Origin of the sequence: Psychrobacter sp. FDAARGOS_221 (genome assembly GCF_002313155.2) — a bacterium.
GTDB lineage: Bacteria > Pseudomonadota > Gammaproteobacteria > Pseudomonadales > Moraxellaceae > Psychrobacter.
Map to the genome: position 1 here is coordinate 2413736 of NZ_NWFK02000001.1, position 13644 is coordinate 2427379.

Here is a 13644-nt window from a genome sequence, read left to right on the forward strand (position 1 = left end):
GGTCTTTTTTTTATAACTTTTATTTAGTTTTTGGAAGTATTCTATTAGGCCTTAGTTTTGAATGAATGATTACGCTCATTATAAGAACCAATTGTACACATGGTGAAATATTTTTTACGTAATATTAACAGGATATTCAATAATCATAACAGCGCCGTTAAAGTAAATCACTTATCATAGTAAACATCAAAGCAGACATTTGTTTGAAAATTTTGATAATTAACTCCTTTAAGTCTAGAAGTTAGATCAATAATCTCTTAAGTGTCACTTACGATAAAAATCACTTTAATGACTATTAATCCAAAAATTATAAGAGGATATTTATGAAAAAGTTAACAACTGTATTATCAAGTGCTGCTTTGTTGGCGGCTGCGTTAGGCTCTGTACCAGCAATGGCTTATACTAATAAAGTTATGGACCCAGCTAAAAGCCATGACACAGCAGTTAAAGTTAGAAAAGTAAATTATACTTGCGGTGGCAACGAAAAACTAAGCGTAACGTATGGTTTTAACAACCAGTCTTTACCAACTTATGCGCAAGCTAATTTAAATGGTAAAGACAGATTTTTACCAATTAACTTAGGCCGCTCAGACAGCGTTGATACTGTCTTTGGTGATGAAGAAAACTTTAGTATCATGACCGATGCGATGCGTTTAGGTAACTATCACAAGCTAAGCATCAACGTACAAAATGCGAATAGTGAAATTGTTTATAAAGGCTGTAACGTCAGATCAGTTCAAAAGTTAAAAGGCTAATTGACTAATTTAGCAATGAGCTCTTCGCTTAAATAAAAAGACCTTGTCGTTGTGGCAAGGTCTTTTTATTTCTTACAATGTTATTTCTTAGAGCATCGACTCACCACGATAACACTCAGTACAATCAATAAGGCCATGATGATTGACAGCGCTTTGGTGCTGGACAGCCAATGAGTAGCTTCTTTATCGACACTGTTCTGCTCATCGGTGTCAGGTGACTGTCTATCGGGCTGCTGTGCCAGTGCTTGCATCAAATGCTGATGAATTTTTTGCCCCGCTTTACCGTCAGCGTCTAAGTTATTATCAGTCTGATACTGCTGAATCACTTTGCGCGTGCCATCGCCGATAATACCGTCAACCGCAACAACCTCGTAACATAAGTCATTTAACGCCTGTTGCACTTCTCGCGACTGCTTACGACTTAAGCCTGGATCATCCGTCGGCCAGGGTTGCACAAAGTTAACCTGATCGTTTTTTTGTTCAATCAGTTGCGATAAATGTGCAATGGCCAGCGCATATTTTTCCGAAGCGTTATAGGCATAAAAAGCGTCAAAGTTGCGACCAACCAAAAATGCAGGACCCTCAGCACCGGCCGGTAATAACAGTCCTGCTTCAGATAACTCATCGGGTAGCGGACTGCCATCAGCCAAGGTAATACCTAAGCTGCGCCAATGTGACATCGACTTCTTGTCTTTGCGATCACTGGTCGCTTCCAAATCTGCTGGCAAGCGTACTTCATAGCCCCAAGGCTGATTGGATTGATAGCCTCTGTTTTTCAGAAAGTTAGCGGTAGAGGCGAGGGCATCAGCTTGGCTGTTGACCAAGTCTTTGCGGCCATCACCATCAAAGTCTTGCGCCAACTCCAAAAAGGTAGACGGCATAAACTGGGTTTGCCCAAAAGCGCCTGCCCAAGAGCCTTTTAGGTCAGCGGCTTTAATATCACCATTTTGCAAAATCTTTAAAGCGCTGGCATATTCACCGCGGAAGTAGCTTTGACGGCGATCAAAACAAGACAAAGTTGCCAGTGAATTAATGACCTCTTTTTTACCCAGTTTAGTACCAAAGTCAGATTCTACGCCCCATACGCCAAGCACATCATGACGATTCACCCCGTATTTATCCTCAATGCCTTGTAAGATATCAGCATAGCGCTCGCTGGCTGCGATACCATCATTGACCCGTTCAAGATCGACCAAGCTTGCCAAGTAGTCCCACGGCTGTTTGGTAAATTCAGGCTGATAATTGAGTGACTCAATAACGCTGGGATCTGCTTGACTGGGACGATATTGATCAAAAGTAGATTGCAAACCAGCAAACGCATCGCTTTGCGCCAGCTCATCTAGACAGCGCTGAAATTGCTGATTGTCTAAGCCCTTTGAGCTGTTAGAGCTATGTTGTTGAGTCGCTACAGCGGTTTCAGAGGCGGTATCTGATTGGGCAATGGCTTGATTAACCTGAGCCATAGACAGCAGGCATAGGGCAAGGGGTAGATAAGATGAGGATTTACGAATAAATGACAGACGAATAAATGACATAACAGGCTGCTTAAAATAAGGTAGCTAAAAGGTTCGGCACAAAAAAAGACACATGGCATAATATCATGTGTCTTTTATAACGCCAGTCAAACTGACTCATTCAATTTAAGCAGCGCTCTGTCTGTTTTGTTTGAATGCTAATTATTTGATCTCTAGCTTTTTGCTTAATGAACCAGTTTGCTTTGGTAATACCAGTTGTAGAACACCGTTTTCATAAGCGGCTTCTGCCTTATCGACATCAACTTTTTCAGGTAATTGGAAGCTACGTGATACTGAGCCAAAATAGCGCTCACTGCGCAAGACCTTGTTGCCGTCTTTTTGCTCATCACGCTGCTGAATTTCAGCATTGATAGAGACCACATCGCCTGAAATAGATAAGTCGATATCTTCTTTGGCAACGCCGGGTACTTCTGCGTTGACGTAGTAAGTGTTGTCTTTTTCACTGACGTCAATTTTGATTTGCCCCGCAGTTGGCAATGCATCACCATGCAGTGGACGCATAAAGAAGCCAGGAGTCATATCATCAAATAAGCTATCAAAGATTGAATTTCTAGTGACTAATTTATTCATATTACTATCCTCATATTTGGTTATTCTGTTGTTATGAAGGGACAGTTTATGTCTGTCTTACCTTATATATAAGGATTGAATATATTATTTCAAGTTATGATTAATAAAAATTATAGGAGTGAGTCAGTCTTAATTGTTGGCAGTTAATAGAATAAATTAGCGCGCAATATAAGGATTACCAATACCAAGCTTCTCTAAAATCGCAATCTCAAAGCCTTCCATTTCATCCTGCTCAGCCTGTCCGAGCTCATGATCAAAGCCCAATAAATGCAAGATGCCATGCACCAATAAATGTGTGGCATGTTCTGCAATTGGTTTGTTTTGCTCAGCGGCTTGTTGCTCGACAACCTCATGACAAATGATCAGTTCACCCAGTGGTATGCTTGGCATTTCGGTCAAGATAAAGGCAGGTAAGTCGCTGGAGTAGGATAAAATATTGGTCGCATAATCTTTGTCACGGGCTTCTAAGTTAAGCGCTCGACCTTCTGTACTATCTGTGAGATAAACGCTTAACTCTTTTGGTTTTTGCGACCACTCATCTTTGGCCAGCTCTTCAAAATAAGGAAAATCAACCGGTTGTGAGCTCATATAGTCCAGAGTAGTGGTTAGTACTTGCTGGATATGCTCCAGTGAATAATACTGATCTAGCGTGCTGTCAGTGATGGCGTCTGAGGCACTGATATCAATGGTGGGAAGCAGTGAATTGCTCATAATATAAAGGTTTCCGATCTGTATTTATAATGGTAATAAAATTGTTGAACTAAAATATACGTCCTAGAACATAGGTCCTAAAACACAACAAGCCGAAGAGACTCCGACTTGTTAATTACAAATGCTTGCTTAGCAAACTGGCTACGCGGAAAGCTGATCAGCGATTAAGACTTGCTATCCGCTTCAGCCTGTTTGCGCTCTTGTTCAGCACGGCGGGCCTGCTTACGCGCTTCTTTTAACGCTTCTTGTTCTTCGTCCCATTCGCCGTAGGCTTCAACAATCTTTTGTACCAACTGATGGCGTACCACGTCTTTTGAGTCAAACTTAGTGATGTGGATTTCTTCAATTTTGCCTAAGATTTGTAACGCTTGCGCCAGACCAGATTTGTGACCGCGTGGTAAGTCAACCTGAGTCACGTCACCAGTAATAACCGCGCGTGAGCCAAAGCCTAGACGAGTTAAGAACATTTTCATCTGCTCAGGGGTAGTATTTTGCGCCTCATCGAGAATCACAAATGAGTTATTCAGCGTACGACCACGCATATAGGCCAGCGGTGCAATTTCAATGATTTGCTTTTCAATCAGTTTGCCGACTTTTTCAAAGCCCAACATCTCATAAAGCGCGTCATACAGTGGGCGCAAATATGGGTCAATCTTTTGAGTCAAGTCACCGGGTAAGAAGCCCAATTTTTCACCTGCTTCAACCGCAGGACGCACCAATAAGATACGTTCAATTTCGTTGCGCTCTAGCATATCAACGGCGCAAGCCACGGCCAGATATGTCTTACCGGTACCGGCAGGGCCAACACCAAATGACACATCTGAGGTCAAGATTCGCTTCACATAACGCTGCTGATTGCCGCCGCGAGGAATGATTTTGCCCTTGCGTGTCTTAAGCGCAATGCTGTCGTAATTGGCTTCAGCATCGTAAGCTTCTTCTGTGTCGTCATCCTCTGCTTCAGGCTTGGCTACAGACTTGGGTGAGGCGAAGCTATCGGCATCGCGTGACATACTGGCTTGGATGATTAAATGCAGTTCTTCTGGGCGAAGATCATCGGTGGTCTGTGCCTCATTGGCCAGCTTATTTAAGATAAAGTCGCCACGCTCAACCGCGGTGAGGTCGCCGGATAAGATAAACTTATGTTGGCGTTGATTGATATGAATACCGAGGCGCTCTTGGATATATTTTAAATGGTTGTTGAACTCACCCACTAAGGTTCTTAGCTGTGGTGTGGTCAAAAAATCTAAGTTAATTTTGCGTGTGACGGTGTCAGTCAAGTGAGCATCCTTTTATTTTTATGTCTATTTTAAAGTTTGTCTGTTATAAGTTGCTTGTTGCTCTTTATTATGGCTGTTCACTATTAAAATTCAAGTCATTAGCCGACTTTGATTGCAGCCTTTTTGTAATATAGTCTGTGAGTGATGATACGGATGTGGTGTAAATAGTATTTAGCTGTCTTTAACAGATGATGGTCAGTGGTTAATCACTATTGGTTGGCTTCATTATCAGTGTAAGCTATTAGTGTCAAACTTATATAAAAAACAATCAGCGCTATTCTGACTGTGCTGCATAAGTTACCTACGGTGTATTAAAGTCTTTAATCAGGTAAGATATAGTCTATGAGTGGCAATATTTTGCATTGCGTCATCTATCTAGCAATAACAGCAGCACAATAAATAAAAATCCATCACAAAAAGTGAATGGCAAACCAAGCCACAGCTTAACTAACAACAACTGAAAAATAGCGATGTGATGCTGCACATTAGCGGCTATTACCATATACCATAATTTAATTAAATAAATATACTAATCCATTAGATTTATCCGAATATCACTAACACTTAAATATAATTAATTATCGAACGTAACAATCAATATAAGGGGCAAACAATGATAAGAGGCAAAAGCAGAACAGCACCCAAAGCCAGTCGTGGCATTCAAGCAGCGACAGCAGCCAGTCATTCACAAAATGATCAACCACTACAGGCCGCTCAAATCTCTGAGCCAACAAACGTAGCAAGCCATACCATTACATCTGAAGAGCAAACCACGCACAAACAAGCCATCACTGAACAAACTGTACTCATTGTTGGCGGCGGACATGTGGGCTTATCTTTTGCGCTATTGTTGGCCAACCAAGGCATTGCCAGCACCTTACTTGAGAAAAATACTTATCCCAAAATTAGTCCCAAAGACGATGCACAGCGCACCCATTATTTAGACAGCCGTAACACTGCCTTATCACGACGTACGGTACAAATTTATCAAGAAATTGGTCTCTGGGATGAGCTGCAAAGCCATGCTTGCCGTATCGATGCGGTACAAATCAGTGAGCAAGGTAGCTTTGGTGCGGCTCAGCTTAAAAAAGAAGAAGAAAAAGTCGAATCCTTTGGTCAAGTGATGGAAAACGCTTGGCTTGGTCGTAAGCTGTTATTAGCGGTGCAGCAAAACCCATTAATTACCTTGATTGATGGTGCCAGTGTCACCGAAGTGACTCAATCTGACAGCAGTGCCAGTATTATCTATGACATCGATGCCGCCAAACAGCAGACGTTAAGCGCTGATGTGGTGGTCGCCTGTGATGGTCGTGATTCGACAGTACGCAATCTGCTAAATATCGGTACCAAAGACTACGATTATGGACAATCTGCCATTGTGGGTGTGGTGCAAACCGATAAGCCGCATGAGCATGTGGCCATTGAGCGCTTTAGTCCGGCAGGCCCACTGGCAGTATTGCCATTAACCGATGCAGATGGTGATGGTAACAACCCAATACAGGCAGGCTATCGTCGCTCTGTGGTGTGGGTGTGCAAAAGCGGGGAAGAGCAGCAATATCTGGACGATGATGCGTTATTCTTGGCAACCTTGCAGCAAGCCTTTGGTCAGCGTGCTGGGCGCTTTGTCAAAGCCGGTCGACGTGGCGCTTATCCATTAACGCGAGTATTGGCCAAGCAGCAAGTAGATGGTCGCGTGGTGATTATGGGTAATGCAGCACACACCTTGCATCCTGTCGCTGGTCAAGGCTTTAACCTGTGTATGCGTGATGCTCACGTGTTGGCCAAAATGTTAGCTAATCAGGTGCTCAGAGGCGAGGATATTGGTGATGCACAAATGCTGAAAAAATATGAGCAGGCGCGTCAGACCGACCAAAAACGAGTGATTCGCTTCTGCGATGCTGTAGTGCATGGTTTCACTCATCCGAACCCTGCAGTGAAGCTGGCACGTAATGTAGCATTGCTTGCCTTTGATAAACTGCCACATGTGAAGCCTTTGGTCGCCACTTATGCGATGGGATTAAAGTCTTAGTATCAGTTTAAGCATAATTAGCGTAATCATCAGCAGTGCACGAAGCATTTAACCTGAGTGATCGCTTTGGCCCAGATTTTATTAGATAATTTAGTTGAGTAAATGGCTTATTTATTCAGTAGATTCTTTAACGTTTTGGGCTTAAGTCTGATTTAACCTTTTTTAATTTTCCAAGTTTTGGATGGCTTTTATGGCAACAGTAACCGCAACAAATACCCTAATAATAGGTGGTGGCATCGTCGGCGCCACATTGGCACTAAAGCTGGCGCAGCAGCAACAGCAAGTGACCTTGATCGATGCGCGACCTAAGCTGAGTGAGGCACAGTGGCAAGATAAACTGGCGCAGCGTGATGCCCGGGTGTTTGCATTAAGTATCGCCAGTATTGAGCTGCTAAAACAGGTAGGCGCTTGGCAGCTAATTAGCCAGTCTGGGCGCAAAGCCGATTACACCCAAATGCAGGTGTGGCAGCAAGACGGTAAAGGCGAGTTAAAGTTCGGTGATGAAGAGTTGCCGCAGCTACTGGGCAGTATGGTTGAGCCATTTGTCATTGAGCATGCGTTATATCAGCGCATGCAACATGAATCAGTGGCGCCATATTTGACGGTGATTAGTGGTCATAAAGTCACTGAGCTTGATTGGTTTGGCGCTCAGCAAGGCTATCAAGTGCGTCTCGATAGTGGGGATACCTATCGTGCCAAGCTGCTTATTGGCGCCGATGGGCGTGGCTCAATGGTGCGTCAGCAAGCCAGTATTCAGTTGGACACATTAGATTATAAACAGATTGCTATTTGCTGCGCTATTAACACCGAGCAGCCGCATCAAGCAACTGCGCGACAGCTGATGTTACCGACGGGTACTTTGGCCTTATTGCCACTGGCAGATATTACTGACGATGACAAAGCGCATCCGCAGCACTGGCAATCCGTGGTGTGGAGCTTACCGAGCAATCGAGCGCTTGAGCTACTAGACTTGGTCAAAGAGGGTGATGTTGAGACCTTGCGTTATGAGTTGGCAGCAGCCAGTCAGTATGCACTCGGCGATATCAAACAGATAGAATCTATTGCCAGCTTCCCGCTAACCGCGCAGCAGGCTAAGCACTATGTCAAAGATAACTTGGTCTTGATTGGTGATGCGGCACATGGCGTGCATCCGCTGGCAGGTCAAGGTTTAAACTTAGGCATGCTTGATGTCTCAGCGCTAGTTGAAGTGCTGATGACAGATTATCAGCGCAGTGGTGGCAGAAGTTGGGGTGAGCTTGCGACCTTGCGTCAATATGAGCGCAATCGTCGTCCTCACAATAGTGTGATGATGCACAGTTTTTCGATTATGAATGGATTGTTCGCAGGGGACTTTGCGGCACTTCGTCCTGTGCAGCAAATTCGCAGTGAAGGCATGTATCGTGTGGGTAAGATTAAACCATTAATGCGATTCTTTACCCAGAAGGCGAGTGGGCTGTAAATGAAATCTTCATCATTAATTTCAGTCGCTATTTTAAATATTAGTCTGTTAAGTCTGGTTGGCTGTCAGACTGTGCCAATAGATACAGATACAGATAGTCCAAAAGAGATAGTGACTACTTCTACTGATTCAAGTCAGTTAGACAGTGATGGAGATGGCGTGCCTGATATCAATGATGAGTGTCCGAACACACCGTTTAATATGGTCGTTGACCCAAATGGTTGCCCAGCGTCTTTATTGCCAAAAGAGGGCTCGGTTCGTTCAGAGTTTAGAGCTTTTTATGATACTAATAGCAGCGAAATTAAAAGTAAATATATAGAAGAGTTAGACCGCTGGGCTAAGAAGATGGATGAATATCCTGACGCTTATATGTTAATCGAAGCTCATATTTCTGAGCCAGAAGCAAACCTTGAAGAGAATGCATCGCATCAGACACTAGCTTTAGCTCGAGTAGAAGGTATTAAAAACTACCTCATTCAAAAGCATAATATTGATCCCAATCGTATTAGAATTTATACCTACAGTGCAGAAAGGCCTATTGCTCCAAATGATGATGCCGAAGGGGTTAAGCTGAATCAACGTGTGTATGCTGTGATTGATAATGGTGATTACTTTATACATGATATTTTGAAGATTGAAGATTGAAGATTGAAGATTGAAGATTGAAGATAATTAACAGCCTTCTAGCACTAAAGCGGGCAAAGCCATATAGCGAGCAAAATCATATAGAAAGGAACCTTTATATGCAGCATATCTTAGTCGATTATGAAAGCATCCAGCCGACCAGTATTAAGCTATTAGATTCGAAAGACTGTCATGTTTGGCTGTTTTTAGGGGTGCAGCAGCAAAAGAATCTGCCCCTGGCCTTGGTTGAATCGCTGTTAGAGTTCCAATCGAAAAATATTCATATTATTAAAATGCCTTATTCTGGCAAAAACGCACTCGACTTGTACTTGGCTTATCATTTAGGTCATATCTTAGCGCTTGATCCAAAAGCCAATATTCAGGTGCTGGCGCGTGATGGCGGTTACGATAAGCTGATTGATCACTTAAATCAAAGTGAGGTGCTCTCTAATGTCATTCGTGTGGCAGAGACAGTCAAACAACTGACTTATAACCACGAACCCAAGTCCAAAAATAAGCACAGTACAGCAGAAAAGCAAGAGGCGCCAGTTGATTTAGCAAAAGACAGCAAGCCAATCAAAAGCCAGCAGCCAGATCCTAGTCGTCCAAAAGATAAGGACAAAAGCAATAAAGCTAATAAAAAAGCAAAGCGTAAAGATCAAGACAAAGCACAAAAGAAACGCTTAAAGAAGCAGTATAAAAAATCTTATAAACGCGCGGTTGCCTTACTTGAAAAGCAAACTGCAAACTCAAGACCTAAAAATAAACAGAGTCTGACTAACTTTTTACAAAGTAAACTGCCAGAATGCCAGCCAGATATGATCGCAAAGATAATCAAAAAACTGGCTAAAAAGCAGCTGATTCGCATAGAGAAGGGTAATAGCGTCCATTATAGTCTATAGTAGGGTTACAGGTATTACCCCAATCACGATATTAAGCGCTGTTCAACCGGCCTAAGGCAATCCATGCACATCCCCAAATACTGGGCACAACATACACAGCGCTTTGAGCAGTCCAACCAATCTGCTCATACCAGACCGATGAGCATCACACGCTATGGCTGGTCAGCGAATAGCAAAAGTGACGCAATCACTCATGCCAAACAGCGCGTTGTTCAAGCGCATACTCAAAAGCTAGAACAGAGCCCATCTACTCGGTTAGTCGCTTGGCAAGTTTGGTTATGTGTAATAGCCGCCATGCTATTGGTAGTTATCATTGCTTTGTTTTCACTGTCTTGGCTATGGCTTATTTTATTTTTAGGCGTCGCAAAAGCGGTATTGTGGTGGCAAGATAGAGACAATGCTTATTAATGAGGGGCTGTGATAAAGTCTAGTGACAGGGACTGATAGCCAGTCTATAGAAACCAGCTGCTGCAACAAGTCTACCCAAACGATGCAAACACCACCATCAACACTGGGGCGACAATATTAATAATAAAGCCAAAGCTAATCGCTAATGGCACAATGCCAAGCCCGCCAGATTGTTGAATGATAGGCAACGTAAAGTCCAAACTGGTTGCACCGCCTAGACCGACAGCAGCGGAAGGCGTCTTACGCATAAATAGCGGAATAAATAACAGCGCAAAGAACTCACGAACCAGATCGTTAAATAAGGCGACACTGCCCCAGACAGCCCCATACGCATCAGTCATTACAATCGCTGATAGTGAGTACCAGCCAAAGCCAGAAGCCAGCGCTAGACTTTGAGTTAACGATACTTCAGAGAATAACAGTGAAAAAACCACGCCACCTAGTAGAACCGATAAGGTAAAAATCATACTGGTTTGCATACCACGCTTGCTCAGCAGTACTTCTTTTAGGGTAATTCCTGACCCTTTTAAGCCAATACCGACTAATAAAATAAGCACCATCAGCAGCCAAGTCATCGAATTACTTGGTGGCATATAGCTTTCTGGTAAAAATACGCCAATTACATATCCTATGACCACACAGCATACCTGTACCAGACTGCCTCGAATACTAACCTTTGGCGCAGCATGGCTGTTATTGCCCAAAGGTTGCCAAGGTTTAAGACGGTCAAATATCATCAGCGCAACCAAACCAAAACCAATGGTCAGAACCGACAAAACGCTGACATAGAGCATGATATCGCCAATTTGGCTGCCCAGTCCTTCAACTTGTGCCAGCTCAATACCAATTAAAGTCAGAATAATATAGACCAAATAGCTGAGCCCCTTATCAGCGTAGTGCACCAGCTTGGTATTCAATGGCAAGGCAAAACCAATGAAGAGGGGAGCAAGTACTAAAACTAGAGTGACAAAGTTTTGCATGTTTTCAGGTATGGACATAGCAGCGGCACGCAGGCAAAAGGTTTCTGTGTAAGCGGCAAGAAGTCGGAAAGAGGCTGTATTGGTTTAGAAAGTGATATCTGCTAGTCGCTAACGATAGGTAGGCATTCGTTATTAAGGAGTAAGCTAAGCAGTAAAGTTAATACAGTTCCAGCAGTAAATCCGTACTCACAAGGCAGTGACGTCAGTGGTTGATGATATAGTCAGCGAACGACTAAAGGGTTACGGTGTTAACCATTTTAGATCTGTTTAACTATAAATAAAAACCGAACTGCCGATTCTATCACAGCTGACAAAAAAAAGAGAAAACCAAGTTGGTTTTCTCTTTTTCCATCACTTAAACCGTTCACAAAATGGCTTACTAGACTGCCAGCAAGTTGGCCTCAAGTTCGACGTCCGCATGAGGCTGGTCTAAAGCCTGTAATAAGCTATGCAGACCATAGTCGATTGATTGTGATATAGGCGCTACCACACTGATGGCAGCGGTATCAGCGGTATCAGGATAATCATTACGACAGTGTCCGCCACGGCTTTCGACACGGGTGATTGCTGATTGCAACAGCAAGGTAGCTAGGGTGAGTAGTCGCTGCCAACGTAAGCCATTCAATATGGTCGACTTATCATGACCTAGTGTTGGGGTGTTAGGTCTATAATCAGACTCAATCGGATGCTGACTTTGAGACTGCCAGCTCAGTACTTGTTGTAAGGCTTGTTTAAGTTGGCACTCGCTGCGTCTGATGCCCATTTGATTGGTCATTAGCTTTTTCAGCTCACTCATTTTCTGATTAAGCTCAGCATCTGTTAGTTCAACTAGCTTTTTAGTAGCAGGCATTTTAACAGGAGCCACAGTCGTGCTAAACATATCTGATTTGCTATTAATTGTACCTAGTAGTGGCTCAAGCGACACCTGAAACTGTGCTTGATTGCTATCTAAGTTAACCGACACTTGAGGATTAGCTTGAGCATCTTGTGAATCAATAAGGCAGTCTTGTTTCAACCCTGCCAACTTTAATCCTGCCAGCTTTAATCCTGCAAAGTAGTCAGGCAGCTGCTTTGCAATGGCACGGCCGACAACCACACACTCCAGCAAAGAGTTGCTAGCAAGACGGTTTGCGCCATGCAGTCCTGTATTGGCCACCTCGCCAGCGGCATAGAGACCTTTCACATCGGTTTGACCCTGTGCGCTAGCCATGATGCCACCACAAGTATAATGCGCAGTGGGTGCTACCGGTATCGGATCAGTGGTGATATCAATACCAAGCGTCAGACAGTGCGCATAAATGTCTGGGAAATGCTCACGAATAAACAAGGCTGGCTTATGCGAGATATCCAGATGCACATAACCTAAGCCATTATTGACAATTTCATTGGCGATGGCACGCGCAACGATGTCACGAGGAGCTAATTCTTCTCGGCTATCATAAGCGGGCATAAAGCGCTGTTTGCTGATAGGGCAGTATAAGTAGCCGCCCTCACCACGTACTGCTTCTGAGATTAAAAAGTTACTGTTAATGCCGTTTTCATCTTGATGCACCAGGCCAGTAGGGTGAAATTGGATAAACTCAAGATTGGCCAGTCGGCATCCTGCTTCCCATGCCATCATCATCCCATCACCCACGCAGACATTAGGCGCTGTGGCACGATCAAACAGTTGACCGAGACCGCCACTGGCTAATACCACGGCATGACTGTTAAATTGAATCAATTCATTGGTTTGGGTATTGACCGCAATAGCGCCGACACAGCGGCCATCGTCTGTAATCAGAGATAACGCATCATGATAAGCTCGTACCTGGATATGTGATGCAGCAAGTGCCTGCGCATGTAAGGTTTGCATCACATGCTTACCAGTTGCATCATCGGCATGTGCCACACGGCGGCGACCATGGCCACCTTCTTTGGTCAGGTGCAAGTCTGCTAAAGCGGCATTTTTTGTTAAGCCAGTATCAATATTCTCGCCATGCGCATTGGTGGTAAAAGGCACTTCATGCTTGAGTAACCAATCAATGGCATTGGCACCCTGAGACAATATTTGGGTCGTCGCCTCGACATCACACAGACCGTCACCCGCTATTAGCGTATCGTTGACATGCTCAGCAACCGTATCGTCACGATCGATCACTGCAGCAATACCGCCTTGTGCATAATGGCTTGAGCAGGCTTGCAAGTCTTGTTTCGCCAGTATGGTAATACTTAGATGCTGAGGTAAAGATAAGGCAGTACTCAAACCTGCCAAACCGGCACCAATAATCAACACATCACATTGAGCATGAGTTAGCTCATCGTTTGCATCATAGTCACTTGAATCATAAATCGGTGAACGCGTTTGGCGTGTTGGCATAAAGGGTGCCTCTTATGGGTTGATGAGGTCTGTTA

The 13644-nt window shown here is 43.8% G+C and carries 12 protein-coding genes; 6 read left to right on the forward strand and 6 right to left on the reverse strand.

Going from position 1 to position 13644, the window contains the following annotated elements; all coding sequences use genetic code 11:
- The first annotated feature begins 323 nt into the window (after positions 1-323).
- Positions 324-755, forward strand: coding sequence for an adhesin (locus tag A6J60_RS10160; protein ID WP_096065891.1), 432 nt, complete (start codon positions 324-326; stop codon positions 753-755).
- Positions 756-835: 80 nt separating this feature from the next.
- Here the strand turns inward: A6J60_RS10160 and A6J60_RS10165 are convergent, their stop codons facing one another.
- From A6J60_RS10165 to A6J60_RS10180, 4 genes are all read right to left on the reverse strand, one after another.
- The gene (locus A6J60_RS10165) at positions 836-2218 is read right to left on the reverse strand and encodes a lytic murein transglycosylase (RefSeq protein WP_193778106.1); all 1383 of its coding nucleotides are present in this window, start codon (positions 2216-2218) and stop codon (positions 836-838) included.
- Positions 2219-2431: 213 nt separating this feature from the next.
- Entirely contained in the window at positions 2432-2860 is a 429-nt protein-coding gene (locus A6J60_RS10170; protein WP_096065893.1) for an Hsp20/alpha crystallin family protein, read from the reverse strand.
- Positions 2861-3016: 156 nt separating this feature from the next.
- On the reverse strand, positions 3017-3571 hold the full coding sequence (gene ybeY / locus A6J60_RS10175) for an rRNA maturation RNase YbeY (protein ID WP_096065894.1): 555 nt from the start codon (positions 3569-3571) through the stop codon (positions 3017-3019).
- A 164-nt stretch (positions 3572-3735) separates the two neighbouring features.
- Entirely contained in the window at positions 3736-4848 is a 1113-nt protein-coding gene (locus A6J60_RS10180; protein WP_096065895.1) for a PhoH family protein, read from the reverse strand.
- A gap of 613 nt (positions 4849-5461) precedes the next feature.
- Between A6J60_RS10180 and A6J60_RS10185 the strand changes: the two genes are divergently transcribed.
- The 5 genes from A6J60_RS10185 (at position 5462) to A6J60_RS10205 (ending at position 10270) form a co-directional block, all read left to right on the forward strand.
- Positions 5462-6877, forward strand: a complete 1416-nt coding sequence (locus A6J60_RS10185; RefSeq protein WP_227526119.1) for a UbiH/UbiF/VisC/COQ6 family ubiquinone biosynthesis hydroxylase — start codon at positions 5462-5464, stop codon at positions 6875-6877.
- 190 nt (positions 6878-7067) lie between these two features.
- Positions 7068-8336, forward strand: coding sequence for an FAD-dependent oxidoreductase (locus A6J60_RS10190; protein ID WP_096065896.1), 1269 nt, complete (start codon positions 7068-7070; stop codon positions 8334-8336).
- On the forward strand, positions 8337-8981 hold the full coding sequence (locus A6J60_RS10195; RefSeq protein WP_096065897.1) for an OmpA family protein: 645 nt from the start codon (positions 8337-8339) through the stop codon (positions 8979-8981).
- A 98-nt stretch (positions 8982-9079) separates the two neighbouring features.
- Entirely contained in the window at positions 9080-9862 is a 783-nt protein-coding gene (locus A6J60_RS10200) for a PIN domain-containing protein (RefSeq protein WP_096065898.1), read from the forward strand.
- 63 nt (positions 9863-9925) lie between these two features.
- The gene (locus tag A6J60_RS10205; protein WP_096065899.1) at positions 9926-10270 is read left to right on the forward strand and encodes a hypothetical protein; all 345 of its coding nucleotides are present in this window, start codon (positions 9926-9928) and stop codon (positions 10268-10270) included.
- A 71-nt stretch (positions 10271-10341) separates the two neighbouring features.
- Here A6J60_RS10205 and A6J60_RS10210 read toward each other — a convergent pair whose 3' ends face one another.
- A complete protein-coding gene (locus A6J60_RS10210; protein WP_096065900.1) occupies positions 10342-11250 on the reverse strand; it encodes a lysine exporter LysO family protein in 909 nt (302 codons plus the stop codon).
- 379 nt (positions 11251-11629) lie between these two features.
- Positions 11630-13609 carry an L-aspartate oxidase gene (gene nadB / locus A6J60_RS10215; protein ID WP_096065901.1) on the reverse strand — a complete coding sequence of 660 codons (1980 nt, stop codon included), beginning with the start codon at positions 13607-13609 and terminating at the stop codon, positions 11630-11632.
- Positions 13610-13644 lie beyond the last annotated feature (35 nt).